We start from the raw sequence: 26904 nt of genomic DNA on the forward strand, positions 1-26904 counted from the left end.
AAAGAAGGCTTGGATTGATTAGATCCAAGCCTTCTTTTTATCCTATTGATCAGCCCAGCTTTCAATTTCAATGGTTTCTGTGTGACTATCTTCGGAGAATAAATAGATACGGTTTTCCATCTGGCGATCTCCAATCAGATCTTCTCCATCACTATTTTGCTCTCTGGTTCCCCATCCTCCACGAGTAAATTTGTATTGCACCATGGAGAAGGCTTTATCCTCTAAGGTAATTTCGTAGGTGTAGTCATCTACTTGTTCCATAATCAATTGTTCATCTTGTGGGTTCCAGCTGTTAAATTCTCCAACCAAGTAAATGTCGTCATCCTCAGGAGTATCTTCTGGAACAGTGACTTGGAGAGTCACTGTATAGTCAAGATCAGGTATCTCTGCATCCACTTCTTCTACCGGGATTTGACCAGTGGCTCCTTTTAGGATCACAGTGCCATAGGGTGATAGTGTAAGCGTGTCTCCAGTTGAGTACTCATCGCCTGATAATAAATCGACTGCTTCTTCTACCACATTCACAGACCGATTTTCATCTCTTTGGTTATGAATGATCGTGAGCTGTTCATCCTCTCCTTCAGATTGAACCGTATAGCCATAAGTACCAATTCAGTACCGATGGTTTCAAAGTCCCCCGTAAATAGCATTGGGTGTTCTTGTCTAATCGATATTAACCTCTTATAGTGCTCATACATGCTCGTTTCATGTGACACCAAATCCACCCTATATACAAACTCTCCATACCAAGTCAAGAGAACATCACCAATTGTGCGGTGACAGACCCCCGAACTTTTGACCCCCGAACTTTCCTCCGAACTTCGACCTGTTATACTCCTTTGGAACGGTCTGTTATACTTCGGTTGGCGAAAGAGCGACCTCCCAAGTCCCTTGGTGGACAAAGGCGGATCCGAACATTTACAAATCGTAATTCGGTCTTAACGAACCTGTAACAGAGTTGTCACACAATGGGGGTAAGATAATAATAAGTAATTGACCCCCTTTTATATATCTTTTGGCACAGGCAAACCAGCCTTGTGCCCCTTTTTTTGTCTTCTTAAATCAAAACGTCCTTATTTTCTTCAAACCTTCCTTTATATTCAGTTGGTCGCATCCAAAAACTATAGTATAATTTAATATGACAAAGTAGGTTGTATGACTAAAGTGGATTGTGAAAAGGTGAACAACTTCAAGCGTGGGAACCAACCTGAAACACGCAAAACACAACCACCTAAACCTTAACGAAAGCCTTATCGCACAACCAGTTTACAAACCCAGCACCATTGTCATTCGATTTTTACACTAAACCATTCAGAAAAAGAATATCATTGTAATAGAATCGATCGAGGTGAATCCGATGAGACGAGTGAGCAATTGCATTTTACATGATAAAGACACAGACAATGTATTGATGTTGCAAAAACCGAGCCGAGGCTGGTGGGTTGCACCAGGCGGAAAAATGGAGACCAGGGAATCGGTAAAGGAAAGCGCGGTTCGTGAATTCAAAGAGGAAACGGGTATTGACCTGCATGAGCCGACACTACGAGGTGTATTTACCGTTGTAGTCGAAGAGGACGGAAAAACGGTGAACGAGTGGATGTTATTTACCTTTTATGCGAACACCTACAGCGGAACGTTGTTAAGCGAGTCCCCAGAAGGACACTTAGAATGGCAACCGACCGACAACATTAAAAACTTGCCAATGGCTGCAGGAGATCACCACTTCTTCAAGCACATCCTCAGCCGGAATGGCCTAATATACGGAACATTTGTGTATTCCACTGATTATCAGCTTCTTTCCTACAGTTTGGATGCTGAATAACAAGAATGAGAGGTGAATGGAATGGAAAACCCCGTAACGACAAATCCCATGGAAATCGTCATTGTGACCGGGATGTCAGGAGCTGGAAAAACAGTAGCTGTGCAAAGTTTTGAAGATCTTGGATATTTTTGTGTAGATAATCTGCCGCCAGCACTCATTCCGAAGTTTGTTGACTTGATTGAAAACTCCGGAGAAAAAATGAAAAAGGTCGCTTTCGTAATCGACCTACGGGGGCGTGACTTTTTTGACGAGCTTTTTGGCACCATTGATTACTTAAGTTCAGAAGCAAAAGTGACTCCTCAGATTATGTTCCTTGATGCCAAAGATGACGCACTTGTACGTCGATACAAAGAAACAAGAAGGTCTCATCCTCTTTCAGGAGACGGCCCGCCTCTTGAAGGGATCAAGCTTGAGCGTCAAATGCTCGATGAATTGAAAGGGCAAGCACAGTTGATCATCGACACGAGTGAACTTAAGCCACTTGGATTGAGGGAAAAAATTATCGAGCGCTTTTCCTCACCAGAGAAAAACGTATTTTCGGTTCAGATCATGTCCTTTGGCTTTAAGCATGGCATTCCGATTGACGCGGATCTTGTGTTTGATGTTCGCTTTTTGCCAAACCCCCATTATATTGATCATATGCGCCCGAAAACGGGCCTTGATAAAGAAGTTTCAGACTATGTACTCAAGTGGTCTGAAACACAGCAGTTTAACGAAAAACTGCAAGACCTTCTTACCTACATGCTTCCTCATTACAAGCGGGAAGGAAAAAGCCAGTTGATCGTGGCGATTGGATGTACAGGAGGAAAGCACCGTTCTGTGACTCTCGCTGAATACTTCAAGCAAAAGATACTCGATCTAGGCTATATGACGTATGTCACTCACCGCGATGTAGAGAAAGGACGACGTGAAGGTTGAAAAAAGCCAACGTTGTTATTTTAGGGGGAGGAACAGGACTGTCCGTTTTACTCAGGGGATTAAAAACGTTTCCAGTTGATATAACTGCGATTGTTACCGTTGCAGATGACGGGGGAAGTTCAGGAAGACTACGAAAAGAGCTTAATATTCCTCCACCAGGGGATGTACGGAATGTACTCATCGCTCTCTCAGAAGTGGAACCTCTAGTGGAAGAGCTGTTTCAACACCGGTTTGAAAACGGCAATGGACTCACCGGTCATTCCCTTGGTAATTTGCTTTTAGCCGGGATGACATCCATTACCGGAGGAGACTTCGCTAGAGGGGTGGAAGTTCTTAGTCGCGTTTTGAATGTAAAAGGAAAAGTACTTCCTGCGGCCAACCAAAGCATCGTTTTACATGCTGAAATGGAAGACGGATCGATGGTCGAAGGGGAGTCGAAAATTCCGAAAGCCGGAAAGCGAATCAAGAGAGTCTTTTTGGAACCGGAGAATGTGACAGCTCTTGCTGACTCGGTTAAAGCTATTCAAAAAGCGGACCTTGTTGTGATCGGCCCAGGGAGTTTGTACACTAGTATCCTGCCAAACCTTCTTGTGCCGGGGATAGCCGAGGCCGTTAAGAAAGCCGCTGCCGAAAAGGTCTACGTATGTAATGTGATGACCCAACCGGGTGAAACGGATCACTTTAGTGCAGGAGACCACGTGCAAGTTCTCGTCGATCATGTAGGGAAAGATTTATTGGATAAAGTTCTCGTGAACACGCAACCCATTCCCTTATCCTACGCAGAGCGTTATGCTACTGAAGGAGCAACGGAAGTGAAGGTAGATAGGGACCTTTTGAAGAAGTTGGAAGTAGAAATCATTGGGGATGAACTGTTATACTTTGATAATTACCTATTGCGTCACGACGCACATAAAGTGTCACAGCGTCTTGTGAGTATGCTTTAGTGTCGTTTCAAGTTATAATAGTAAAATAGAGATACAGACCACGAGCCGATCGTACTTGATCAGGCGCTTATTATTTATACGTCAGGGGGTGGGACTTATGTCCTTTGCTTCCATGACAAAAAAAGAGCTCACTCAGCTAGAGGTAGAGGATTGCTGTAGCAAAGCCGAACTTGCAGCCCTCATCCGAATGAACGGCTCTTTGTCATTTGGAAACAAGCAATTAATTTTAGATATACAGACCGAGAATGCAGCCATTGCAAGGCGAATATATTCTCTTATTAAAGCGGGTTACTCCTTGCATGTGGAGTTACTCGTTCGTAAAAAGATGCGGTTAAAGAAAAACAACGTTTACGTAGTTCGGATTTCAAACGAAGCAAAAAGGCTTCTTGAAGAGTTGAAAATCATGGACGGAGCCTTCTCCTTCACCCGTGAGATTTCACCTGAACTCGTCGAAAGCGATTGTTGCAAAAGGGCGTATCTAAGGGGCGCTTTTCTTGCAGGGGGATCTGTGAATCACCCGGAAACTTCATCGTATCACTTGGAGATTTTCTCCTTTTACGAAGAGCATAACGATTCATTACGAAGATTAATGAATCATTTTCATTTAAATGCAAAAATGTTGGAGCGAAAAAAAGGATTTATCCTCTACTTGAAAGAAGGAGAACGTATTAGTGATTTTCTGAACGTAATCGGCGCGCACCAATCTTTATTGCGTTTTGAAGATGTTCGAATCATGAAAGACATGCGGAACTCCGTCAATCGTCTTGTCAATTGCGAAACTGCCAACTTAAATAAGACGGTAGGGGCAGCGATGAGGCAGGTAGAGAATATTCGTTTTATCCAAAATGAAATCGGTCTTGACGTTTTACCGGACAAGCTAAAAGAAATCGCTATTCTTCGAGTGAAGCATCAAGATGTTACACTAAAAGAACTTGGTGAAATGGTCGAAAGCGGTAAAGTAAGCAAATCGGGTGTAAATCATCGTCTTAGAAAGATTGACGAATACGCTATGAAATTAAGAGCAGGAGAAAAGGTTTAGTCCTTTTGGGACGGCCTTTTCAACGGATCTTTTTTGAAAGCGCTTAGAATAGAGGGTTAAGGGAGGAATCGGAAATGATTGAAGAAACGGTAACGGTAAAGAAAAAAGCGGGGTTACAAGCGAGACCGGCAGCACTGTTCGTACAAGAGGCAAATCGCTTCTCGTCAGACATTTTCATTGAGCGTGAAGGAAAAAAGGTGAATGCGAAAAGCATTATGGGAATTATGAGTTTGGCTATCGGACCAGGGAAAACAATTGCCCTAACCATCGAAGGTAGTGATGAGTCGGAAGCGTTGGCCGCACTAAAGGAATTTGTTGAACAGGAAGACTAAACGAAAATGAGTTTGAAAATCACTTTTGCAAAGCTAAGGGCTCTTGCAGAGGTGATTTTTTGTTTTGAATTGAAAAAAAGAACAGATGGTTGGTTGTTGGGCGGTTGAATCTTGCCTAAAAGCATTGCAATTCTGCCGAAACCAGCAATAATTCTGCCGTAAAAGACAATAATTCTTCCAAAGATCAGATTAATTCTTCCAAGAGAAAATACAGCACAAGAAAAACGAAGGAATCCTGCCAAAACCAGCAATATTTCTTCCCCAAAAGTCAATAATCCTTCCTCAAACCAATCTAATTCTTCCAACAACAAAACCACCCCTACAAGAACACAAAACTTCTACCCAAAACAACCGCAACAACCACACCTCAATCCATCATTAATGGTTCAAAAAGAAAAAGCACCGAGAGTCCCGGTGCTTTCAATGTTTTTTTACGCGTTTCCGATGTCCGTTTTCTTAGCCATCACATCGTCGATCAAACCGTACTTCTTCGCAGCATCTGCTGTCATGAAGTTGTCGCGGTCCGTATCGCGTTGGATCGTTTCAAGAGGTTGACCCGTACGATCAGCAAGAATTTGGTTCAGCTTTTCACGCATTTCAATAATGCGTTTCGCGTGAATTTCAATATCAGAAGCTTGACCTTGTGTGCCACCTAATGGTTGGTGGATCATGACTTCACTGTTAGGTAGAGCAAAACGTTTGCCAGGCTCACCTGCAGCTAGAAGGAATGCTCCCATGCTCGCTGCCATGCCGATACAAATTGTTTGTACTTTTGGAGCGATAAATTGCATCGTGTCATAAATAGCCATACCGGCAGTGATTGATCCTCCCGGACTATTTATGTATAGGGAGATGTCTTTCTCAGGGTCTTCAGCAGCCAAGAAGAGTAGCTGTGCTACAATGGAGTTTGCTACATTGTCGTCGATCCCAGACCCTAGCATAATGATTCGGTCTTTTAACAAACGAGAGTAGATGTCGTAAGCACGTTCTCCTCGGTTTGTTTGTTCAATAACTGTAGGAATTAAATTCATTTAAAATCCTCCTTTAAAGTGGTATACGTATGATTTGGAATCATCTTGCTTCATTGTGAAGGTACTCTTATCATAACCGCAAAGGTCAATGAAGGTCAAATGATTCGCCCGTATGTAGTGCATAAATAAATCGACACTTTTCATGATAGCCTAATCTCCTTCAATTCAAACTTATCATTAGATATTTCTGAATAGTGAATGACATATATTGCAAAGAGAAAGCGCATACAATCTGTGTTAAAATGACTGTATGTATGAGAGGACTTTTTTATTATAAGAAAGCTGTTTTCAAAAGAATGATTGACAAACGGCTAGCATGACAAAAGTCGGCGTACCTACGCAAGTCGAATCATACATATATTAATAGCTACTTCTAAATATTTTTAAGATTTTGTCTAATCATGTATACTTGTGTGAGGGAGGGTTTACCTCATGATGAATATGGACTTGGGACTATATCAACAGCAAACCATGAAGCTTGTGATGACGAATGAACTAAGGCAAGCGATTACCATACTTCAATATTCGGCGCTCGATCTAAACAACTATTTAAATGAACAGCAACTTGAGAATCCGCTCATTGAGTTAAAGGAAAACAGAGCTCACGAAGAACTTGTGCGTGACAGTATGAACCTTCAAACACCTTATTACGATAGAGGAAGCAGAAGTGAACCGGATGACGATTATTCTCCCCTCGACCATGTAAGTGATGAGAGGGAAGGTCTGCAAGATTACTTGCTTGGCCAAATCAGGCTTCTTAACATTCCTGATAAGCAACGACGGATCGTTGTTTACTTGGCGTTAAGCTTAGACGAAAATGGCTATTTGCCTTACTCCATTGAAAAAGTAGCCGAGGAGTTGAATGAACCGTTAGACACAACGGAATCAGCCATTCACGTCTTGCAAAGCTTGGAACCGGCGGGCATTGGTGCGCAATCCTTGAAGGACTGCTTGCTAATTCAACTCAGACGGTTAGAGAGTCGTGACCCGTTGGCTGAGAGAGTAGTAGAAGATGACCTTGATTTGCTTGGGAAAAAGCAATATAAAAAAATTGCTAAGCAAGAAGGCGTTGACGTTCAAGACATTCAGTCCATTGCTGATTTGATCAAGACGTTGAACCCGAGGCCTGGTGCGGTGTTTAATGACGAGCCGGCAAAGTACGTGACTCCTGATGTTACTGTAAAGAAGATTGAAGGAGAGTACAAAGTCATTTTAAACGATCAATACTTGCCAAAAGTTTCGCTCAACCGACAGTATGAAACGATGCTAAAGGAAAAGAATGAAGAAATTAACGGCTACTTAAAGCAAAAGCATGAACAGCTGCAATGGATCATCAAAAGCATTATGCAACGACAAGACACATTGCGTAAAGTAACCGAAGCTATTGTTCGTCATCAGGAATCGTTTTTGGAGAATGGACCTGGACACTTGCAACCTCTTACGTTAAAACAAATTGCCACTATCGTGGATGTCCACGAATCAACAGTGTCTCGCGCGACGACCAAGAAATATGTTCAAACACCTCGAGGAGTATTTGAATTGAAGTATTTCTTTAATTCGATGGTTGGTGGAGGGACAAGTGGAAGTGAAGGAGCTTCGGCTGAAAAGGTGAAGATCTATTTGAAACGTCTTGTGGATGAGGAAGCAAAAGCAAAGCCTTTATCCGATCAAAAACTTGCAGATTTGCTCAAGACCAAGTATGATATCCACGTTTCGAGGCGGACGGTTGCAAAATACCGGGATGAAATGCATATTCCGTCTTCGTCACAACGAAAACGATACGCGTAAAGCTAACGTTGCCTGTTCGGAGGAATAAAGCATGAAACTGACTTTTTATACAAAAGAGAATTGTTCCCTATGTAATGAGGCCCTTACCGTGTTGAACATGCTCAAGCAAGAGTACCCTTTTACACTTGATGAGGTGGATCTTTATCAGCCTGGTAATGAGAAGGAACTTGAAGAATACCACATCCGAATTCCGGTCATTGAATCGGAGAATGGTGTGGTTTTAGAAGAAGGGAACGTCTCCTACTTCATTTTGAAACAAAAACTAAATGATTTGTTTACAACTTAATTCTTGAAACACAGACCTTTACTTGCTACAATGTCTTTGGATAGACAAAATCATGTATATCCAAATTCTTTTTCACGATTGGCAGGAACGGGTCTTTTTTTTGCAGGTGATGGGACACAATATGTCTATGAGGGACAAATGGCGTCCCGAAAATAGATGTCCGTCACAATTATTTATCCTTACCCAATCCTCAGTACATAAAACGGACAATGCATAAAGGAGTCACAAAAAGATGAATCGATTGTTGGATATCCAAAAAATACTGCTTCCGGATCTCGTAGAGGTTATGGGCTTGCGGTATCGCATTCTTCGTTTTGTCCGATTAATGCAGCCGATCGGAAGGAGAAGTCTTGCCATCAGTTTGGAAATGTCTGAACGGGTGCTAAGAAGTGAAGTGATGTTCTTAAAAGACCAAGGTCTTGTGAATGTAGCTTCATCAGGAATGACCCTTACCGAAGAAGGGCACAATTTACTTGTTCAACTGGAAGAAGTCATGAAAGAGACCTTCGACCTCAGCATGATGGAACAAAAAATTAAATCTCATTTCGGCCTTGAGGAAGTTGTGATTGTCCCTGGTGACAGTGACGAGTTCCCGTGGGTAAAAAAAGAGATGGGACGCTCGGCAGTGACATTGATGAAGAAAAAGCTCTCTTCAAAAGCCAATGTGATTGCTGTAACCGGTGGAACATCCATATCGGCAGTAGCTGAAATGATGGTGCCCAACACGGAACTGGAAGAAGCCCTGTTCGTTCCGGCCCGAGGCGGTCTCGGTGAACAGGTAGAAAACCAGGCGAATACGATCTGTGCGGAAATGGCAAGGAAAGCATCGGGGAAATACCGATTGCTTCACGTACCTGATCAGCTCAGCAAAGAATCGTACAGCTCTCTAGTAGAAGAGCCTTCCGTAAGAGAGATCTTACGCTTGATCCGATCAGCGACGATGGTGGTTCACGGAATTGGGGAAGCCAAGACGATGGCAACCCGCAGGCAATCTTCCGAAGACATCATCGATAAGTTGAAGGAAAAAAAGGCAGTTGCAGAAGCCTTTGGTTATTATTTTGACCAGAGTGGGGATATTATCCATAAAGTCCTTACGATCGGTTTGCAGTTGGAAGATCTCGCAACCATTCCCTATGTCGTCGCCGTGGCAGGTGGTTCCTCTAAAGGACATGCCATACAGGCTTACATGAAGCAAGGACCGAGTAAAGTTCTTGTAACAGACGAAGGGGCGGCAAAAGCTATCTTGCAAGAACTGGATGTTTAATTCGTTTGCATGCCGTCTATACAACGGTAATGTAGACACTGATTCTATGTATCAAGGGGAATACCCTTTGAAATATAAAACTTTCTTTACCCAAATTAAGGAGGAGCTATTATTATGGCTACAAAAATTGGTATTAACGGTTTTGGACGTATTGGACGTAACGTATTCAGAGCAGCATTAAACAACAACGATGTTGAGGTTGTTGCAGTAAACGACCTTACTGATGCTGACATGCTTGCACACCTACTACAGTATGACTCTGTACACGGTACGCTTGACGCTTCTGTTGAAGTAAAAGGTGACAACCTTGTCATTGACGGAAAAGAAATCAAAGTACTAGCTGAGCGTGACCCTGCGAAACTAGGCTGGGGAGACCTAGGAGTAGAAGTGGTTATCGAATCTACTGGACGTTTCACAAAGCGTGCTGACGCTGCGAAACACATCGAAGCAGGCGCGAAGAAAGTATTAATCTCTGCTCCAGCTTCTGAAGAAGATATCACAGTTGTTATGGGTGTTAACGAAGACAAGTACGATGCAGACAACCACCACGTGATCTCTAACGCATCTTGTACAACAAACTGTCTTGCACCATTCGCAAAAGTTCTTAACGACAAGTTCGGTATCCGTCGCGGTATGATGACAACTGTTCACTCTTACACAAACGACCAGCAAATCCTTGACCTACCACACAAGGACTACCGTCGTGCTCGTGCGGCAGCTGAAAACATTATCCCAACATCTACTGGAGCAGCTAAAGCAGTATCTCTTGTTCTTCCAGAACTTGATGGTAAGCTAAACGGTGGCGCAATGCGTGTACCAACTCCTAACGTTTCTCTTGTTGACCTTGTAGCTGAGCTTGACAAAGACGTAACAGCTGAAGAAGTTAACGCAGCATTCAAAGAAGCAGCTGAAGGCGACCTTAAAGGCGTTCTTGGATATAGCGAAGAGCCACTAGTATCTAGTGACTACAACGGAAACCCTGAGTCTTCTACAATCGATGCTCTTTCCACAATGGTTATGGAAGGCAACATGGTTAAAGTCATCTCTTGGTACGACAACGAGTGGGGCTACTCCAACCGTCTTGTAGACCTGGTTGGCTATATTGCTAAAAAAGGTCTGTAAACCTCTCATATAATGAACCACAACTGAAAGAGGAAGCGGGTTTTCGCTCCTCTTTCCCCTTTACTTAACTCACATATACCGGGAAAACCGGTAAAACGAAATTGAATGAAAAATACGAGGAGGCCATTTTCATGAACAAAAAAACGATTCGTGACCTCGATCTAAAAGGAAAACGAGTATTTTGCCGTGTAGACTTTAACGTGCCAATGCAAGGCGGAGAAGTAACCGATGATACTCGTATTCGTGCTGCCCTGCCTACAATCAACTTTTTAGTTGAGCAAGGAGCAAAAGTCATTTTGGCGAGTCACTTAGGCCGTCCTAAAGGAGAAGTCGTTGAAGACCTTCGCCTCGATCCTGTGGCTAAGCGCTTGAGTGATCTTTTAGGAAAAGAAGTTCTCAAAACCGATGAGGTTTATGGTGCTGAGCCTAAAAAAGCCATCGATCAGCTTGCTGAAGGAGAGATCGTTCTTCTTGAAAACGTACGCTTTGAAGCGGGCGAAGAGAAAAACGATGCTGATCTTGCGGCTGAATTCGCAGCACTTGCGGATGTCTATGTAAACGACGCATTTGGAGCGGCTCACCGTGCTCACGCATCCACTGAAGGAATTGCCCATCACCTGCCAGCACTAGCCGGTTTGTTGATGGAAAAAGAACTAGATGTTCTCGGAAAAGCTCTTTCAGAGCCAGAACGCCCGTTCACAGCCATCATCGGTGGAGCAAAAGTAAAAGACAAAATCGGTGTAATCGATAATCTTCTTGATAAAGTTGATAACCTGATCATCGGTGGCGGACTTGCTTATACGTTCATTAAAGCTCGTGGTTTTGAAATCGGAAAGTCCTTACTTGAAGAAGACAAAATCGATCTTGCAAAGCAGTTCATGGAAAAGGCAGAAAAGAACGGTGTAAACCTTTATATGCCTGAAGATGTTGTCGTAGCTGACGACTTCGGTGAAGATGCAAATACGCAAGTTGTTGATATTGATAGCATTCCTTCAGATTGGGAAGGCTTGGACATTGGTCCAAAAACACGTGAAACGTTCCAAGAAGTGATTGCTTCTTCTAAATTAGCAATCTGGAACGGTCCTATGGGCGTGTTCGAACTTGAAACATTTGCGAACGGAACAAAAGCTGTAGGTAACGCTCTTGCAGATGCTGACGGCACTTACACAGTGATTGGTGGAGGAGACTCTGCGGCAGCTGTTGAGAAATTCGGCATGGCTGACCGTATGGATCACATTTCTACTGGTGGCGGAGCTTCCCTTGAGTTCATGGAAGGCAAAGAACTTCCTGGTGTCGTAGCCCTAAGCGATAAGTAAGCAACTACTATTTTTGAGGAGGTCTTTTCAATGCGCAAACCTATCATTGCAGGAAACTGGAAAATGAACAAAACGAAGCGTGAAGCAACAGACTTCGTTCAAGAAGTAAAAGGCTTAATTCCTTCTAAGGAATCTGTAGACGCTGTTGTATGTTCACCAGCGCTATTCTTGGACGCTCTTGTAAAAGAAGCAGACGGAAGCGACCTTAAAATCGGTGCTCAAAACATGCACTTCGAAGAGAGCGGAGCATTCACAGGTGAAACAAGCCCGGCTGCTCTTACGGATCTAGGCGTTGAGTATATCGTTATTGGTCACTCTGAGCGCCGTGAAATGTTCGGTGAAACAGACGAGATCGTAAACCAAAAAGTACACGCAGCTTTTTCACACGACCTTACACCAATCGTTTGTGTAGGCGAGTCCCTTGAAGAAAAAGAAGCAGATAAAACAGCACAAGTTGTAACGGACCAAGTACAAAAAGGACTTCAAGGCCTAACGGAAGAGCAAGTAAAGAAAACCGTTATTGCTTATGAGCCTATCTGGGCAATCGGAACAGGTAAAACAGCTTCTGCTGACGATGCAAACGAAACATGTGCAGTTATTCGTGAAGTTGTTAAATCTTCTTTCTCTGAAGCTGCAGCTGAAGCGGTTCGCATTCAGTATGGTGGAAGTGTAAAACCTGCTAACATCGAAGAACTTCTCGGAAAGTCCGACATCGACGGAGCGTTAGTTGGAGGAGCGAGCTTGGATCCGCAATCTTTCTTACAATTAGTGGAGGCAGGAAATAAATGAGTAAAAAACCGACTGCATTAATCATCTTAGATGGTTTTGCGTTGCGCAAAGAAACAAAAGGAAATGCGGTTGCAAAGGCAAACAAGCCTAACTTTGACCGCTATTGGAACGAGCATCCTCATGCCACTCTTGAAGCTTGCGGTGAAGCTGTAGGTCTTCCAGAGGGCCAAATGGGTAACTCGGAAGTGGGTCACTTAAACATCGGTGCCGGCCGCCCGGTGTATCAAAGCTTGACACGCGTAAATTTGAGTATCCGTGAAGGGGAATTCTACGCGAACCAAACGTTTAAAGACGCTATGGATCACGTGAGGAACAACGGAACGAGCCTTCACATTTACGGACTTTTATCTGATGGCGGGATTCACAGTCACATCAACCACATGTTCGCTCTTTTGGAAATGGCTCAAAAAAGCGGCGTGGAAAAAGTGTACTTGCACGGTTTCCTTGATGGACGTGACGTAGGTCCTCAATCAGCAGAGAAGTATATTCGTGAAACACAAGAGAGAATGAAAGAGCTCGGCATTGGTGAAATTGCTTCCATTCAAGGACGTTATTACGCTATGGACCGTGACAAGCGTTGGGATCGAGTGGAAAAATCCTATCGTGCAATGGTTTACGGTGAAGGACTGAAATACCGCGACCCAATCGAAGCTCTTGAAGACTCTTATAAAAACGACATCCACGATGAGTTCGTTCTTCCTTCTGTCATGACAAAAGAAGACGGTGAAACGCCGGTAGGAACGATTGAAGAAGGTGACGGAGTGATCTTCTTCAACTTCCGTCCTGACCGTGCGATTCAAATGTCGCAAGTATTCACAAACGATGAGTTTGATGGCTTCGATAAAGGCGAACGTTTCCCTAAAGATGTTCACTACGTGTGTTTGACGCACTTTAGTGAAACGGTCAAAGGTTATGTCGCTTTTGAGCCACAAAACCTTGCTAATACGCTAGGTGAAGTCGTTTCTGAAGCGGGTCTTACCCAGCTTCGAATTGCAGAAACGGAAAAATACCCACACGTTACATTCTTCTTTAGTGGGGGACGTGAACAACAATTCCCAGGAGAAGAGCGTGTGTTGATCGACTCTCCGAAAGTAGCAACGTACGATCTTAAGCCTGAAATGAGTGCTTATGAAGTCACGGATGCTCTTATTAACGAGATCGAACAAGACAAGCACGATATGATCATCTTAAACTTTGCCAACCCTGATATGGTTGGTCATTCCGGTAAAATGGAGCCGACAGTCAAGGCAATTGAAGTCGTAGATGAGTGTCTCGGACGTGTGGTAGAGAAGCTCCACGAAAAAGGTGGACAAGCGATTATTACAGCTGACCACGGTAACTCTGATGAAATCATGACGATGGAAGGAACTCCAATGACGGCTCATACGACTAACCCGGTACCGGTTATCGTTACAGGCCACAAAGGCGACCTTCGTCAAGATGGTATTCTAGGAGACCTGGCACCAACGATGCTTAATCTTTTAGGTGTCGAGCAACCAAAAGAAATGACAGGTAAAAGTTTGATTACAAAATAATGACGGTGCAGGTGAAGGGGAAAATGAAGGCGAATGAAAGCAGAGAAGACGTTCGATGCTTGTAAATGCCGATCTTTTTCTACAGTCACCTAAACGACATTTAAACTATTAAAGGAGTGTTTTGAACATGACTGCAATTATTGATGTATATGCACGCCAAGTGCTTGATTCCCGCGGGAACCCAACTGTAGAGGTAGAAGTAACATTAGAAAGCGGCGGTTTCGGTCGCGCACTAGTACCAAGTGGTGCTTCCACTGGTGAATACGAAGCTGTTGAACTACGTGATGGCGGCGAAGCTTGGATGGGTAAAGGCGTAGGCCAAGCTGTTGAGAACGTAAACGAGCAAATTGCTCCTGAACTAGTAGGATTCGATGCTCTTGACCAAGTTGGGATCGACCAGCTAATGATCGAGCTTGACGGAACTGAAAACAAAGGCAAGCTAGGCGCTAACGCGATCCTTGGTGTATCCATGGCCGTTGCACGTGCAGCTGCTGACGCTCTAGGTGTACCTCTTTACACGTACCTTGGAGGATTCAACGCGAAAACTCTACCAACTCCAATGATGAACATCATCAACGGTGGTGAGCACGCGGACAACAACGTAGACATTCAAGAATTCATGATCATGCCTGTAGGTGCTGAAAAGTTCGTTGACGCACTTCGAATGGGAGCTGAAATCTTCCACAACTTAAAGAAGGTTCTTAGCGAAAAAGGCTACAACACAGCTGTAGGTGACGAAGGCGGATTCGCTCCAAACCTATCTTCAAACGAAGAAGCACTTTCTACAATCATCGAAGCGATCGAAAAAGCTGGATACAAGCCTGGCGAAGACATCGTTCTAGCAATGGACGTTGCTGCTTCTGAAATCTACGAAGACGGTAAATACAACCTTAAAGGTGAAGGTGTTGTTAAAACATCTGAAGAAATGGTTGCTTACTACGAAGACCTATGTTCTAAGTACCCAATCGTTTCTATCGAAGACGGCCTAGACGAGAACGACTGGGACGGATTCAAAAAGCTAACTGACGCTCTTGGCGAAAAAGTTCAGCTTGTTGGTGACGACTTGTTCGTAACTAACACAAACAAACTTTCTCAAGGAATTGAGCAAGGAATCGGTAACTCGATCCTTATCAAAGTGAACCAAATCGGTACACTTACTGAAACTTTCGACGCGATCGAAATGGCAAAACGCGCAGGCTACACTGCTGTAATCTCTCACCGTTCTGGTGAAACAGAAGACAGCACAATCGCTGACATCGCTGTTGCTACAAACGCGGGCCAAATCAAAACAGGAGCTCCATCCCGTTCTGACCGCGTAGCGAAATACAACCAGCTTCTTCGCATCGAAGACGAGCTTGAGTACATCGGCCGTTACGCTGGAAAAGACGCGTTCTACAACCTAAGCAACAAGAAGTAATTGAGTAATAGTCAAACCTCCGCTGCACATTGTGTAGCGGAGTTTTTTTGTTGGTGGGTTTTTGGAGGGATGAAGTGAGGGGGGAGTGGGAGAGGAAAGTGATTGATAAGCGGGAGAAAGTGATGGATAAATCTGAAAGTCGATGAAGAACCCGAGGAAGTCGATCGATAAATTTGAAAGTCGATGAAGAAACCAGGCAACTCGATGACCAAATCTGAAAGTCGATGAAGAAACCACCCAATCCTCCCCAACGGAACCAGGCCTCCGGCTAACCACCTCTCACCAATACCAACAAAAAAAGCACCCACACCAACCCCCTGTGAGCGCTCCACTCTTTTTACCCATAACCCCAGCCACCACGTACCCCGCGCACGTCCCTAACCACAGACAATGAGGACCAACCGCTACCTACCTCACCACCCACCCCACTTGTTCAATAATCCGATCCTCCAAGTCGAAGATCGTACTGAAAAAAATTAAAAAGTACAAAAGCATAAACATGAGAGAAATAAACCCTAAAATCATACCGGCAGTGGCAAAAGATCGTCGCGTCGTGCTCTTTCTACCTGGAATGGCCAACAAAATCGCCAAGATGCTACTCGGAATCGTCATAAAGGCAAGTAGGACCCCGCCTATAAGGGAAGCTACTCCTAAAATGAAGCTTGAGTAAGCGAGGGCTCGTGGCAATCCGTCATCATGTACTTGGTGTCCTTTTTCAACAATTGGACCGGATTGTCTTTCCATGACCGTCCTCCTTTTAAAAGTCTTTTTATTCTATATGTCATATTTAAGCCCTTTAGTCTATGCCTGTTTCCAAGAGAGGATCGAGTCATGCTACAATATCAGTAGTCACAAGAAGGAGGAGTAATCATGACACAAAAATCACTAAAGGTAGCGATAATTGGACCAGGAGGCATTGCTCGAAGCGCTCATGCCCCTTTTTACATAAAAGACACAAGAACGGAACTGGTGGCCGTCACGTCACGAACCATGGAGAAAGCAGAAGCTTTTGCAAAGGATTTTAGCATCCCATCTGCCTATGATGACGTGGACAAAATGCTTGAAAATGAAGAAATTGATATCGTAAGTGTGTGTACACCGAACAAGTTTCATAAAGAAGGTGTTTTAAAAGCACTCAAGGCCGGTTGCCACGTATTGTGTGAAAAGCCGCCGGCGATGACGTTTGAGGAAGCAGAAGAGATGGAATTTGCAGCGGAAGCGTCCGGTACGGTTTTGATGTATGCTTTTCATCACCGCTACAACCTTGAAACACAAGTGTTAAAGCGAGCAATCGAGTCCGGTGATCTCGGCAATATTTATCATACAAATGTTCAAGCCTTACGGAGGCGAGGGATTCCCGGTTGGGGTGTGTTTACAAACAAAGAGCTTCAAGGAGGCGGACCACTTATTGACGTAGGGGTTCACATGCTTGACTTGGCTCTTTATTTGACCGGTTATCCAGAACCAATCGAAGTCATGGGAGCGACTCATAAGCGCATCGGGAATAAGCCTGGTGTGGGGCTACTAGGACAGTGGGACCCTGAGAAATATGAAGTGGAAGATTTGGCTACGGGAATGGTCCGATTTCAAAATGGCATGAGTATGGTCATTGAATCCTCTTTTGCCGCGAACCAAAAGGAAGACGAGACGTTAAACGTCAAGCTATTTGGGGATCAAGGAGGCGCAGATACAGCGCCACTTCAACTGTATGAAGAAAAATACGGGTCTCTTTTAAATACCACACCTGCCTATTTGGAAAAAACGGATACACGCTCCAGCTACGAAAGACAGATCACGCACTTTATCGAATGTTGCTTAGGAGAAGCAAAACCGTTGGCGACTCCAGCACAGGGAACGACCGTTCAAAGGATCGTTGAAGGTCTTTATGAATCAGCTGCGAAAAGTCAGGCAGTGAGCTTGTTGTAAAAATTCAGAAAATACGACACAGACAGTGTAATGGCCTATTGCACTGCCTACTCTTTTTTGGTAAACTCAAAATAGGTTTTAAGCAAGCTCTATAAATAAAGAGCATTGTCTTAAGTGTCGGATGGAGGTGTAGGGATTGTTAGCTGTGACATCAATACTTCTAGTTATTGTCTCTATTATGCTTATTACAGTTGTATTACTACAATCTGGCCGTAGCGCAGGACTATCTGGAGCAATCTCCGGTGGTGCTGAGCAGTTAATGGGAAAACAAAAAGCACGTGGTCTGGAAGCTTTCTTAAGCAAAACGACTGTGATTCTTTCTGTATTGTTTTTCGTATTAACCATTACGGTAGCATTTTATATGTAAAGTAATTCTAACAGCAGGGAACCTGGTTCCTTGCTGTTTTTTACGTTATAGCCCTCACTTTTTTGGGAATACCTACTGTAACACTCTTAAGTAAGCTCCTCACGTGACAGGTCCCGACTTTTTTTCGTATGATAGAAATGAATCGATAAATGGATGTGAACAATATGATTGGTGTACTGTGTCTACATGGGTTTAGTGGAACCCCGAAAGAAATCGAGGCCATAACAACCCATTTACAAACGAAAGAAGGATGGCTTGTTTATTGTCCTAATCTACCCGGTCACGGTTCAAAAGAAGGAATGCGGGAAGTGACATATAAACACTGGCTTTATGCGGCGATGGTGGCTGTTGAAGAGCTTCTTGAGCGCTGCGAGAAGGTGTATGTGATTGGTTTTTCAATGGGAGGCATGCTGGCAAGCTATTTGGCCGCGAAATATCCGATTGACCGTTTAGTGCTGATTAGTTCGGCCGCCTATTACCTTAATCCGAAGCAACTCGTGGAGGATGTGAAAACGTGGGTCGTCGAAGGGTTTCAAAAGCCTCTTTTTGACGAAGAACTTTACGCGTTTTATAAAAAGAAGGTAAAAGAAACGCCGATTATGGCCGCATACGAATTTACGAAAATTGTTCGTTCGGCAAGGCCGCTGCTAAAGGATATTAAAGTCCCTACCCTAATTATTCAAGGGGAGAGTGACGAACTCATTCCTCCGAAGAAAAGTGCCGAATATATTTATGAACACATTCAATCAGAAGAAAAAAGGGTATACTATATTCAGAACGCCAAGCATTATATTTGGTTCGGTGAAGAGAAAGATGATTTTTTGCAAACGATTGACGCGTTTTTGACTGAAGAAGACATGGAGTCTTTGGAGCATGAAGATCTCGGATAAATCACGAGCATGCCGTTGTTGACACGCGGGCATGCTTTCTTTTATTCCATCACATGTGGTTGCTGTGTAACCGAGGAGTCCGAGTTGCTGGGACTGCTTATAGAAGACTACTAAATCACCAAGAGAACGAAGGAGAGAGAAACATGATTAAAGTATCACAACCAAAGCCATTTACATTCGAGGGAGGAAAGCGAGCGGTTCTGTTGCTTCACGGATTTACAGGTAACTCTGCTGACGTTCGGATGTTGGGCCGTTATTTGCAAAAAAGAGGGTACACATCACATGCCCCTCAATATAAAGGACATGGGGTGCCTCCTGAAGAATTGGTACATACAGGTCCTGAAGATTGGTGGAAAGACGTAGAAGCTGGATACAACCATCTAAAGGAAATGGGTCACGATGAAATTGCTGTTGCCGGTCTTTCACTAGGTGGGGTATTTTCCCTTAAGCTTGGGTACACACTACCAGTAAAGGGAATCGTGCCGATGTGTGCGCCAATGTACATTAAAAGTGAAGAAACCATGTACCAAGGCGTGCTTGACTATGCCCGTAAATACAAGCGTTATGAGAAAAAATCAGACGAGCAAATTGAAGAAGAAATGAAAGAGTTCGAACCAATGAACACCTTAAAGGAACTGCAAAAATTGAATCAGGAAGTCCGTGAAAATGTAGATATGATCTATTCCCCTGTATTCGTTGTACAGGCCCGTCACGACAACATGATCAATACAGACAGTGCCAACATCATTTATAACGAAGTCGAGTCAGATGTAAAAGACTTAAAGTGGTACGAGGAGTCTGGCCACATCATTACACTCGACAAGGAAAAGGACATACTCCATGAAGACGTTTATCAATTCCTGGAGAAGTTGGACTGGAATGAGTAAACAGAACGGGAATTGGTCCGAGGGAAAGGAGCGGTCAAAATGACAGAGCTATCAAAAGAATATGTACTCAATTATATGAAAGAAGAAGCGGATAAACCGTTGTCCGTAAAAGACCTTGAAGAAGCACTAGGCGTAACTGACTCGAGTCAGTTTAAAGCTTTCGTGAAACTTCTAAATGAATTGGAAGAAGAGGGGAAGCTTGTTCGAACGAGGAGTAACCGCTATGGTTTGCCGGATAAAATGAACCTCATTCGAGGAACGGTTATCATGCATCCAAAGGGCTTCGCGTTTGTACGAACAGAAGAGGGTTTTGACGATATTTACGTTGCAGGCTCCGAGATGAACAGTGCCATGAACAAAGATACGGTCCTCGTTCGCCTTCATCCGAATTCAAGCGGCTCCAAGCCTGAAGGAACGGTCATCCGAATTATTGAACGCGGTGTAAAAGAAGTTGTGGGAACCTATGTGGATGATAAATATTATGGCTTTGTTGTAGCTGATGATAAACGAATCCCGAACGATATTTTTATCCCCAAGAATAAAGAAGGGGGAGCTGTGGATGGCCACAAAGTAGTTGTGGAAATCCTCAAATACCCTGAAGGGCGAATGAGTGCGGAAGGTCAAGTTGTGGATATTCTTGGTCACAAAAACGACCCGGGTGTTGATATCCTGTCCATTATTCACAAGCACGGATTGCCTGGTGAGTTTCCTCAAGAGGCGATTGACCATGCGAACCGCGTGCCTGATGAAATTAGCGAGGACGAAATTAAACACCGCCGTGACTTGCGTAATAAAACGATTGTCACGATTGACGGTGCCGATGCAAAAGACCTGGATGACGCCGTACGTGTGGAAAAACTGGATAACGGAAACTATTTGCTGGGTGTTTATATTGCCGACGTTTCTTATTATGTAGAAGAAGGATCAGCGATCGATGTAGAAGCCTATGAGCGAGCAACGAGTTGCTATTTGGTTGACCGCGTGATTCCGATGATCCCACACCGATTGTCAAACGGCATTTGCTCACTTAATCCACAAGTGGACCGTTTAACATTGAGCTGTGAAATGGAGATTAGTCCACAAGGAGAAGTCGTTAATCACGAGATCTTTGAAGCCGTTATCAACACAACGGAACGAATGACATACACAGATGTGCGTAAAATCCTTCAAGAAGAAGACGAAGAAGTAACGAAGCGTTATGAAGAGCTCGTACCTTTCTTCAAACGAATGGAAGAACTTGCGGCGATTTTGCGTAAAAAACGGTTCGACCGCGGTGCCATTGACTTTGATTTTAAAGAAGCGAAAGTGATTGTGGACGAAGAAGGAAAGCCGACGGATGTGGAGCTTCGGGACCGTTCTGTCGCTGAAAAGCTGATCGAAGAATTCATGCTATGTGCGAACGAAACGATTGCTGAACATTTCCACTGGCTAAAGCTTCCGTTCGTGTACCGTATTCACGAAGATCCCGATGAAGAGAAGCTCAACCACTTCCTCGAGTTTATTACGAACTTCGGTTACGTAGTAAAAGGAAGCGCCAACACGGTTCATCCTCGTGCCATGCAGGAAATCCTGGATGCAGCGAAAGGAGAGCCGGAAGAAGCGGTGATCAGTACAGTTATGCTTCGCTCCATGAGACAAGCGAAATACGATCCGGATAATGTGGGTCACTTCGGACTGTCCGCAGACTTCTACACTCACTTTACGTCACCAATTCGTCGGTACCCGGACTTGATTGTTCACAGACTGATTCGCACGTATTTGATTGAGAAAAAGACTGATGAAAAGACCCGTGTCTATTGGGAAGAAAAATTACCGGCTCTTACACAGCATGCTTCTGAGAGAGAGCGTCAAGCAGAAGATGCTTCTCGTGAAACCGATGAGCTTAAAAAAGTTCAGTACATGGAAGATAAGGTCGGCGAAGAGTATGAAGGAATCGTTAGTGGTGTAACCGGATTTGGTCTTTTCGTGGAACTTCCGAATACGATTGAAGGTCTTGTCCATGTTAGTTATTTGACAGACGATTACTATCATTACGATGAAAAGCAATATGCGATGATCGGTGAACGAACAGGCAAAGTGTTCCGCATTGGTGATGCAATTGATGTTCGAGTGGTGAAGGTCAATGTGGAAGAGCGAATTATTGACTTTGAAATCGTTGGAATGAAAGAACGCAAAGCAAGAAAGCAAGACCGTCCGAAAGTCATCGAGGGAGGCAAACGTTCTCCACGTAAAAAAGATGGTGGTAAAGGCGGTATGAAGCTCGGAGGCCGAGGAGACAAGAAGAAAAAAGACGGCCAGGGCGGCGGTAAGAAGGATAAGCCGTTCTATGAAAGAGCACCTAAAGGAAAGAAGAAAAAGAAGAAGAGATAATGCGAGCCGGGTTCCTTTTAGCTGAGGAGCCCGGTTTTTTGGTGGGGGAGGGACTCCTTGATAGCTAACTCGATCCATTTAAACGTAAGTACGCCATTGGTGAGCCGAGAGTTCTGAGAGGTGGATAAGGAGGGGATTATTTAGGAACTGGTAGATGGATGAGAGAGCTAACGCCGTCAAAGAGGAAATAAGTACGCCAATTACACAATTAACGCCGCTAAAAGGAAGATAAGTACGCCAATTACACAATTAACTACGTTAAAAGAAAAATAAGTGCGTTATTCGTGAGTCGAAAGATTCCCAGGATGGGAGAAGTGGATCTTACAAAGTGCGAAACAAATAACCGAGCCTTCCAAAACAACACTTCCCCGATCAGGTTATCCCCATGTGGACAAACAAGATTAATCTCCTCAAAAACCGGGAAAAGAACAAAGAGAAAAATTAGACACTCGGAGGCGGATGACCATGAATCACATGAATGGAGAAATGGAAGAGATTTATGCTGCTGTAGAAGACTGTTTGAGAGCTTGTAATCAATGCTATGAAGCGTGCTTGTCAGAAGAAGAAGTCTCTCATATGAGAGAGTGTATCAGAACCGATCGGGAGTGCGCGGATGTTTGTGAACTAACATTGAAAGCGATATCCACAAACTCTCCACATGTTAGGGAAATCATCTCTCTATGTGCGAAGGTAGCAGAGGACTGTGGAAAAGAATGCGCCTCACATAAACATGATCATTGTCAGATGTGTGCGGAAGCATGTCATTTGGTTAGTGAATTGTGCGGAGCATATGTATCATAATACATGATAGCGCTGCTCGAACATGGAGTGGCGCTTCAATTATATTGAACAAAGGCTATACTTTTTGGTATGATAAAGAAATCGAAGGAAGTTGAAAGGATGCAAAACAATGGCTGACGGAAAACTCGTAGCACAAAATAAGAAAGCACGTCATGACTATCATATAGAAGAAACATACGAAGCAGGGCTTGTTCTCACCGGAACTGAAATCAAGTCGATCCGTGGCGGTAGAATAAACCTTAAAGATTCGTTCGCTCGGGTGAGTAACGGGGAAGCATGGATTCATAACGTGCATATCAGTCCGTACGAACAGGGGAATCGCTATAACCACGATCCTGTAAGAACGCGAAAACTCCTACTCCACCGTAAGCAAATCAATCAGCTAATCGGACTTTCAAAAGAGAAGGGCTATACGCTTGTTCCTCTTAAGGTATATTTGAAAAACGGGTTTGCGAAGGTTTTGATTGGACTAGGAAAAGGGAAAAAGAAATACGACAAGCGAGAAGACCTTAAAAGTAAGGCAGCGAAGCGTGATATTGAACGTGCCTTTAAAGATCATCAGCTCGGCCGGTAGTACACCTCTTTTCCAACGAGGGATGGCTTTACCATTTGACTGTCAATCTCTATATGCTATAATTAGAAGTGTCGTCAGGAGAGATGGTGGTTTCTCCGTAAGGCGATTTTTGAAAACTGAATAGCATCTATTCATGTTCTCCAGCTTTCCCATTTATCATGGGGACGTTCTGGATTCGACAGGGGTAGGTCGAGCTTAAGTTGCGAGTCGAGCTGAGTGTCCTCGTATAAAACGCTCATCGCCTATAGTTGGCAAAGAAGAAAACAACTTCGCACTAGCAGCGTAACAGTTGCTTTGCGGTTCCTCCCTTCATCGCCCATGTGAAGGATCAGGGACTCACTTATAGTGGGATACGCCTAGCGTCCACCACCTGAGGACAATAGGAAGAGATCAACCAGGTTAGCCACATGGAAGCCTGTCAGCTGGCTGAAGTGATGGCGAATTGCCAATAAACTGACTACACTCGTAGACGCTTAGGTGTCGTTATCTCTGGACGTGGGTTCGATTCCCACCGTCTCCACCATACATAAGTAGCAAAACGCATTGATTTTATCAATGCGTTTTTTTGCGTTCTATTTTAAAGGGAGGTAGCGATTGATGAGTCGGATCGTAAAGGGAGCGGATGGCGTAAAGCGGGGCATTATGAACGGATATGAGTGGATACTCAAAAAAGAAATTGTTGACAATTTAACTGATAATGATTATCATTACCATTGTAGTTTAATTGATAATGAATATCATTATCGACGACACTTGGCGGCCGCCTTGTTTTGGAAAAAGGAAGCGTTACTTATGATTGTTCTCTTTGTACTACTCGTTTGTTTGTCCATTGCATCCCTATTTATAGGGGTGAGTGACATTTCTTTATTACATGTGTTTTCCATGACCCCAGAACAACAGCACGTGTTTTGGGTGAGCAGAGTACCAAGGCTTGCAAGTATTATCATTGCAGGTGTAGGCATGAGCATCTGCGGATTAATTATGCAACAGCTCACTCGAAACAAGTTCGTATCACCAACAACAGCGGGAACCCTCGATTCGGCAAGGCTTGGTATTGTTGTGGCGATGATCGTGTTTGCTTCTGCCACACCTCTTCAAAAAGTGGCTGTGGCATTTGTGTTTGCACTAGCTGGGTCCATTATCTTTATGAAGATTCTTGATAAGATCAAATTCACCAACACGATCTTTATACCCTTAGTAGGTTTGATGTTTGGAAATGTGGTCGGTTCGATCACCACGTTTTTTGCCTACCGTTTTGATCTCATCCAAAACATGTCTTCTTGGCTACAAGGTAACTTCGCTTTAATGATGAGAGGACGCTACGAAATGCTTTACATAAGTGTGCCCCTTCTCATTATTGCGTACGTGTATGCGAACCGATTTACGATAGCAGGAATGGGAGAGGATTTTTCCACGAATCTTGGGTTGAAATACAAGCAAGTCCTGTATGTTGGGTTGATCATTGTATCAGCGATAACTTCGGTTGTTGTATTAACTGTCGGTATGATTCCTTTTCTCGGTTTAATCATTCCAAACATCGTAACGATGTATCGGGGAGATCACCTCCGCAAGAACTTGCCTCACACAGCTCTTTTAGGAGCGGTGTTTGTTCTGGGGTGTGACATCTTAGGAAGAGTGATTATTTATCCTTATGAAGTACCGATTGGGTTAACTGTAGGCGTAATCGGAAGTGGCGTGTTTCTGTACTTGTTGTTAAGGAGGCGGAAACATGCGTAAGAAACTAATGCTTTTATCCCTCCTTGCATTCGCTTTGATTGTTTTGTTTTTGACTTATGACGTAAGAAGCTGGGAATATGCACTCCCAAGAAGGCTGACAAATGTATCAGCCATGGTGATTACCGGAGCAGCTATAGCCTTTTCCACCGTGGTTTTTCAAACGATTACTCACAACCGAATTCTAACGCCTGGCATTATCGGGCTTGGTTCTTTATATGTACTCGTGCAAACGTTTTTGATATTTGCTTTTGGTTCTATGAGCTTTTGGGTTGTGGATAAGCATGCGAACTTTCTTTTAACATCAAGTGTAATGATCGTCTTTGCACTGTTGCTTTATACACTGTTATTTAAAAAAGGCACAAAGCACTTGTTCTTTTTACTCCTTGTAGGCATTGTGTTTGGCACGTTTTTCTCAAGTTTATCTACATTTATGCAAGTGCTTATTGATCCGAATGAATTCTTAAGTGTACAGAATCGAATGTTTGCTAGTTTTTCCAATGTGAACAACGATATCTTACTATTAACAGCCGTCATCTTTGTCATTACAACTGCTTATGTACTTAAGCTTTCAACGTATTTGGATGTCCTGAGTTTAGGGCGTGATCACGCAATTAATTTAGGTGTGGATTACGATTATGTAGTAAAGCGCCTTCTCATTGTGGTTGCGATTCTTGTGTCTGTATCCACAGCTTTGGTAGGGCCCATTACCTTCTTGGGATTACTAGTGGCAAACGTTGCTTATGAGCTGATGAAGACATACAAACACACCTATATTCTGGCGGCAGCCGTTCTCGTATCGGTCATTGCTCTGGTAGGTGGGCAGTTAATCGTGGAGAGAATTTTCGCCATGTCTACGCCCTTAAGCGTAATCATCAACTTTGCGGGCGGCATGTATTTTCTTTACTTGTTATTAAAGGAGGGGACGAAGTGGTCCAAGTCTTAGATGTGACGAAAAAGTACGGTGAGTCAACAGTTGTAGATAGTGTTACGGTCACCATTCCAAAAAAGCAGATCACGTCGTTTATCGGACCGAATGGAGCCGGGAAGAGTACGCTTTTGTCTATCATCAGTCGTTTGATTGAAGCAGATTCAGGTGATGTGCTTGTGGAGAATAAAAGAGTACACGACACGAATCAAACGGAGCTCGCTAAAAAAGTCTCGATTCTCAAGCAGGCAAATAGTATAAGCATTCGATTGACAATTAAAGAACTTGTGTCATTCGGACGATTCCCTTATTCCAAAGGGAGACTTACAAAAGAAGATTGGCGCCATGTGGACGAAGCCATTGAATACATGGGGTTAAAAGAAATGGAGAATAAGCACCTTGATGAGCTGAGCGGTGGGCAAAAACAACGAGCCTTTATCGCCATGGTTATTGCACAGGATACGGAATATATCCTCCTCGATGAACCTTTGAACAACTTGGATATGAAACATTCTGTACAAATTATGAAAGTGCTTCGAAAGATGGTCAAGGACTTAGGAAAGACGATTGTAATCGTTTTACATGACATTAATTTTGCTTCGTTTTATTCAGATTATATTGTTGCGTTAAAAGAGGGGCGTGTCGTACATGAAGGGGCAACCCGGGATATGATCACAAACGGGGTCCTCAAAGATGTCTACGATATGGACATTGAAATCAACGAAGTAAACAACCAACGAGTATGTGTTTACTTTGTGTAAAGGCTGAAATTGGATGCCTTTGATAAGCGTCCCTTTATAAGAAAGCAAGCTACTATAAATAGA

General features: G+C 43.6%; 28 protein-coding genes and 1 other RNA gene. 24 read left to right on the top strand and 5 right to left on the bottom strand.

Annotated elements, in window-relative coordinates:
* Positions 1-42: 42 nt before the first annotated feature.
* Positions 43-525 carry an early set domain-containing protein gene (locus tag G476_RS0100585; RefSeq protein WP_026688389.1) on the bottom strand — a complete coding sequence of 161 codons (483 nt, stop codon included), beginning with the start codon at positions 523-525 and terminating at the stop codon, positions 43-45.
* Positions 522-716, bottom strand: coding sequence for a hypothetical protein (locus G476_RS0100590; protein ID WP_156906485.1), 195 nt, complete (start codon positions 714-716; stop codon positions 522-524). Before G476_RS0100590 ends, G476_RS0100585 begins: the two co-directional genes overlap by 4 nt.
* A gap of 641 nt (positions 717-1357) precedes the next feature.
* On the opposite strand from G476_RS0100590, the gene G476_RS0100595 reads away from it, so the two are divergent.
* The 5 genes from G476_RS0100595 (at position 1358) to G476_RS0100615 (ending at position 5055) form a co-directional block, all read left to right on the top strand.
* Complete coding sequence (locus G476_RS0100595) at positions 1358-1822, top strand: 8-oxo-dGTP diphosphatase (protein ID WP_026688391.1); 465 nt, start codon at positions 1358-1360, stop codon at positions 1820-1822.
* 21 nt (positions 1823-1843) lie between these two features.
* Complete coding sequence (gene rapZ / locus G476_RS0100600) at positions 1844-2740, top strand: RNase adapter RapZ (RefSeq protein WP_026688392.1); 897 nt, start codon at positions 1844-1846, stop codon at positions 2738-2740.
* Positions 2737-3684: a gluconeogenesis factor YvcK family protein gene (locus G476_RS0100605; protein WP_026688393.1), complete on the top strand. Its 948-nt coding sequence runs from the start codon at positions 2737-2739 to the stop codon at positions 3682-3684. The genes rapZ and G476_RS0100605 overlap by 4 nt, the downstream gene beginning before the upstream one ends.
* Before the next feature lie 97 nt (positions 3685-3781).
* The gene (gene whiA / locus G476_RS0100610) at positions 3782-4723 is read left to right on the top strand and encodes a DNA-binding protein WhiA (protein ID WP_026688394.1); all 942 of its coding nucleotides are present in this window, start codon (positions 3782-3784) and stop codon (positions 4721-4723) included.
* Between the two features lie 74 nt (positions 4724-4797).
* Positions 4798-5055: an HPr family phosphocarrier protein gene (locus tag G476_RS0100615; protein ID WP_026688395.1), complete on the top strand. Its 258-nt coding sequence runs from the start codon at positions 4798-4800 to the stop codon at positions 5053-5055.
* Here the strand turns inward: G476_RS0100615 and G476_RS0100620 are convergent.
* Complete coding sequence (locus G476_RS0100620) at positions 5052-5360, bottom strand: hypothetical protein (protein ID WP_156906486.1); 309 nt, start codon at positions 5358-5360, stop codon at positions 5052-5054. The genes G476_RS0100615 and G476_RS0100620 overlap by 4 nt on opposite strands.
* A gap of 126 nt (positions 5361-5486) precedes the next feature.
* Positions 5487-6086 (bottom strand): ATP-dependent Clp endopeptidase proteolytic subunit ClpP, encoded by a 600-nt coding sequence (gene clpP / locus G476_RS0100625; RefSeq protein ID WP_026688397.1) that lies wholly within the window; start codon positions 6084-6086, stop codon positions 5487-5489.
* A 432-nt stretch (positions 6087-6518) separates the two neighbouring features.
* On the opposite strand from clpP, the gene rpoN reads away from it, so the two are divergent.
* From rpoN to eno, 8 genes are all read left to right on the top strand, one after another.
* Positions 6519-7874: an RNA polymerase factor sigma-54 gene (gene rpoN, locus G476_RS0100635; protein ID WP_051314596.1), complete on the top strand. Its 1356-nt coding sequence runs from the start codon at positions 6519-6521 to the stop codon at positions 7872-7874.
* A 31-nt stretch (positions 7875-7905) separates the two neighbouring features.
* Entirely contained in the window at positions 7906-8160 is a 255-nt protein-coding gene (locus G476_RS20975; RefSeq protein ID WP_051314597.1) for a glutaredoxin family protein, read from the top strand.
* Positions 8161-8392: 232 nt separating this feature from the next.
* The gene (locus tag G476_RS0100645) at positions 8393-9424 is read left to right on the top strand and encodes a sugar-binding transcriptional regulator (protein ID WP_026688399.1); all 1032 of its coding nucleotides are present in this window, start codon (positions 8393-8395) and stop codon (positions 9422-9424) included.
* 114 nt (positions 9425-9538) lie between these two features.
* Positions 9539-10546, top strand: coding sequence for a type I glyceraldehyde-3-phosphate dehydrogenase (gap, locus tag G476_RS0100650; RefSeq protein ID WP_026688400.1), 1008 nt, complete (start codon positions 9539-9541; stop codon positions 10544-10546).
* 131 nt (positions 10547-10677) lie between these two features.
* The gene (locus G476_RS0100655) at positions 10678-11862 is read left to right on the top strand and encodes a phosphoglycerate kinase (RefSeq protein ID WP_026688401.1); all 1185 of its coding nucleotides are present in this window, start codon (positions 10678-10680) and stop codon (positions 11860-11862) included.
* A 30-nt stretch (positions 11863-11892) separates the two neighbouring features.
* Positions 11893-12651: a triose-phosphate isomerase gene (gene tpiA, locus G476_RS0100660; protein ID WP_026688402.1), complete on the top strand. Its 759-nt coding sequence runs from the start codon at positions 11893-11895 to the stop codon at positions 12649-12651.
* Positions 12648-14186: a 2,3-bisphosphoglycerate-independent phosphoglycerate mutase gene (gene gpmI / locus G476_RS0100665; protein WP_026688403.1), complete on the top strand. Its 1539-nt coding sequence runs from the start codon at positions 12648-12650 to the stop codon at positions 14184-14186. Before tpiA ends, gpmI begins: the two co-directional genes overlap by 4 nt.
* Positions 14187-14313: 127 nt before the next feature.
* The gene (gene eno / locus G476_RS0100670; protein WP_026688404.1) at positions 14314-15603 is read left to right on the top strand and encodes a phosphopyruvate hydratase; all 1290 of its coding nucleotides are present in this window, start codon (positions 14314-14316) and stop codon (positions 15601-15603) included.
* A gap of 408 nt (positions 15604-16011) precedes the next feature.
* Here eno and G476_RS0100680 read toward each other — a convergent pair whose 3' ends face one another.
* The gene (locus G476_RS0100680) at positions 16012-16347 is read right to left on the bottom strand and encodes a DUF4190 domain-containing protein (protein ID WP_026688406.1); all 336 of its coding nucleotides are present in this window, start codon (positions 16345-16347) and stop codon (positions 16012-16014) included.
* Between the two features lie 126 nt (positions 16348-16473).
* Here G476_RS0100680 and G476_RS0100685 point away from each other — a divergent pair, with 126 nt between their 5' ends.
* The 11 genes from G476_RS0100685 (at position 16474) to G476_RS0100730 (ending at position 26841) form a co-directional block, all read left to right on the top strand.
* On the top strand, positions 16474-17529 hold the full coding sequence (locus tag G476_RS0100685) for a Gfo/Idh/MocA family protein (protein WP_026688407.1): 1056 nt from the start codon (positions 16474-16476) through the stop codon (positions 17527-17529).
* 136 nt (positions 17530-17665) lie between these two features.
* On the top strand, positions 17666-17896 hold the full coding sequence (gene secG / locus G476_RS0100690) for a preprotein translocase subunit SecG (RefSeq protein ID WP_026688408.1): 231 nt from the start codon (positions 17666-17668) through the stop codon (positions 17894-17896).
* A gap of 164 nt (positions 17897-18060) precedes the next feature.
* Positions 18061-18786, top strand: coding sequence for an alpha/beta hydrolase (locus G476_RS0100695; protein ID WP_026688409.1), 726 nt, complete (start codon positions 18061-18063; stop codon positions 18784-18786).
* A gap of 146 nt (positions 18787-18932) precedes the next feature.
* Entirely contained in the window at positions 18933-19673 is a 741-nt protein-coding gene (locus G476_RS0100700) for an alpha/beta hydrolase (protein ID WP_026688410.1), read from the top strand.
* A gap of 39 nt (positions 19674-19712) precedes the next feature.
* Positions 19713-22043, top strand: a complete 2331-nt coding sequence (gene rnr, locus G476_RS0100705; protein WP_026688411.1) for a ribonuclease R — start codon at positions 19713-19715, stop codon at positions 22041-22043.
* A 465-nt stretch (positions 22044-22508) separates the two neighbouring features.
* Positions 22509-22844 (top strand): four-helix bundle copper-binding protein, encoded by a 336-nt coding sequence (locus G476_RS0100710; protein ID WP_425387198.1) that lies wholly within the window; start codon positions 22509-22511, stop codon positions 22842-22844.
* A 109-nt stretch (positions 22845-22953) separates the two neighbouring features.
* Positions 22954-23418 (top strand): SsrA-binding protein SmpB, encoded by a 465-nt coding sequence (smpB, locus tag G476_RS0100715; RefSeq protein ID WP_026688413.1) that lies wholly within the window; start codon positions 22954-22956, stop codon positions 23416-23418.
* 160 nt (positions 23419-23578) lie between these two features.
* Positions 23579-23941, top strand: a transfer-messenger RNA (tmRNA) gene (ssrA, locus tag G476_RS23090).
* 269 nt (positions 23942-24210) lie between these two features.
* A complete protein-coding gene (locus G476_RS0100720) occupies positions 24211-25155 on the top strand; it encodes an ABC transporter permease (RefSeq protein ID WP_026688414.1) in 945 nt (314 codons plus the stop codon).
* Positions 25148-26098 (top strand): iron chelate uptake ABC transporter family permease subunit, encoded by a 951-nt coding sequence (locus G476_RS0100725; protein WP_026688415.1) that lies wholly within the window; start codon positions 25148-25150, stop codon positions 26096-26098. The genes G476_RS0100720 and G476_RS0100725 overlap by 8 nt, the downstream gene beginning before the upstream one ends.
* Positions 26083-26841 carry an iron ABC transporter ATP-binding protein gene (locus tag G476_RS0100730; protein WP_026688416.1) on the top strand — a complete coding sequence of 253 codons (759 nt, stop codon included), beginning with the start codon at positions 26083-26085 and terminating at the stop codon, positions 26839-26841. Before G476_RS0100725 ends, G476_RS0100730 begins: the two co-directional genes overlap by 16 nt.
* Positions 26842-26904: the final 63 nt, after the last annotated feature.

This window comes from Alteribacter aurantiacus DSM 18675, assembly GCF_000429705.1.
Taxonomy (GTDB): Bacteria; Bacillota; Bacilli; order Bacillales; family Salisediminibacteriaceae; genus Alteribacter; species Alteribacter aurantiacus.